This window comes from Endozoicomonas sp. ONNA1, assembly GCF_024606325.1.
In the GTDB taxonomy this organism is placed as follows: domain Bacteria; phylum Pseudomonadota; class Gammaproteobacteria; order Pseudomonadales; family Endozoicomonadaceae; genus Endozoicomonas_A.
On sequence record NZ_JAHHPN010000870.1, the window covers coordinates 1 to 1,318 of the forward strand.

A 1,318-nucleotide genomic window follows, 5' to 3' on the forward strand; every position below is an offset into this window, starting at 1 on the left:
AGGTATCAGCCGCTCAACTCTGTATAGGTTACTTTCCGAGAATGCCCTGCCCGCTCCGGTTACTCTTCCCGGTGGTGGTATCAGGTGGGTTTGGCAGGAAATTATGGATTGGGCACAGCAACGCATTGAAGCGAGGGATGCAGAATGACCTGCCTTAAACAAAAAGCAAATCAAGAGTGGAACCTCTGGAAACAGACAGTTATCAGTAAGCTTGCAACAAAAGGGCTGAGGTGTCCTGACCGTATTATTGAGCGAGAGATGAAAGCCGCGTCTGTTTTGCGAAAGCCAGATGACCGCATCAACTGGATAACTGAAGTTGTAAACGCTGTCATACGTTACTGCCAACCTATGAATGAAAGGAGTCATAGCTGATGAACTTCGATTCATTCTGTTATCAACACTTAGCGGAGGCGGGCTTGGCTCCTGCGAGGAATATCCAGATTCTGGCTGATGGAGAAATTCATCGCTATCAGGTTGAAGGAGATCGAAACAGCTCCCTGAATGGCTGGTATGTGTGCTATGGCTCCGATGTGCTGGTCGCCGGGTCCTGGAAGACGGGTCAGAAGGTGGTTGTTCATAGTCGTCGTTTTTCTGAACTTTCTCCAGAGCAGCGGAAACTTCGAGAAGAACAGGTAGCCAAAGCGCAAAGTCAGGCTAAGTCTGAGAAGAGGAAAAGACAGGAACAGGTAGCCAAAAAAGTGCAGGCTGAGTGGGAAAAAGCTCAGCCAGCCACCTTTGCACACCCGTATCTTCTGAAAAAGCAGATTCCCCCATACGGTATCAGAGAGCTTGGCGATACCCTGCTGATCCCTGCCAGGGATGAAGCTGGCAAGTTATGGAGTCTGCAATACATCAAACCCAATGGTCGAAAATTATTTGCCAAAGGCGGCAGGATTGATGGCTGTTTTCATCTGATTGGACAAGTGACCGATCAGCTGTATTTTGCGGAGGGGTATAGCACGGCAGCCACATTGCATAAGTTTATGGGCTTGACGATGGCGGTTGCATTTAATGCTGGAAATTTAAGGCAAGCAGCCATGCAGCTAAGGAAAATATACCCCAAGGCTAAGTTCATTTTTGCAGCAGATAATGACCGTACTGCAAAGGTTAACACCGGCTTGAAGAAGGCTCGGGAGGCAGCAGAGGCCGTTAAAGGCAAGGTTATATGGCCAGACTTCCCAGAGGGTGTCGAAGGAACAGACTTTAACGATCTGGTGGTTAATGGAGGTTGTCTGGATGAGTAGAGAGACTTTGAAGCCTCTGTCTGATCATATGCAGTCAGATTCCGGGAATAGCAAGCCAAGTATTATTGATCGAT

Annotated in this window: 2 protein-coding genes; both read left to right on the top strand. The window is 48.3% G+C overall.

The window, feature by feature from the left end:
* Nucleotides 1-4: 4 nt before the first annotated feature.
* Complete coding sequence (locus tag KDK19_RS24615; RefSeq protein ID WP_368736480.1) at nt 5-148, top strand: helix-turn-helix transcriptional regulator; 144 nt, start codon at nt 5-7, stop codon at nt 146-148.
* 223 nt (nt 149-371) lie between these two features.
* Nucleotides 372-1,244 carry a toprim domain-containing protein gene (locus tag KDK19_RS20770; RefSeq protein ID WP_257292853.1) on the top strand — a complete coding sequence of 291 codons (873 nt, stop codon included), beginning with the start codon at nt 372-374 and terminating at the stop codon, nt 1,242-1,244.
* The last annotated feature ends 74 nt before the right edge of the window (nt 1,245-1,318 follow it).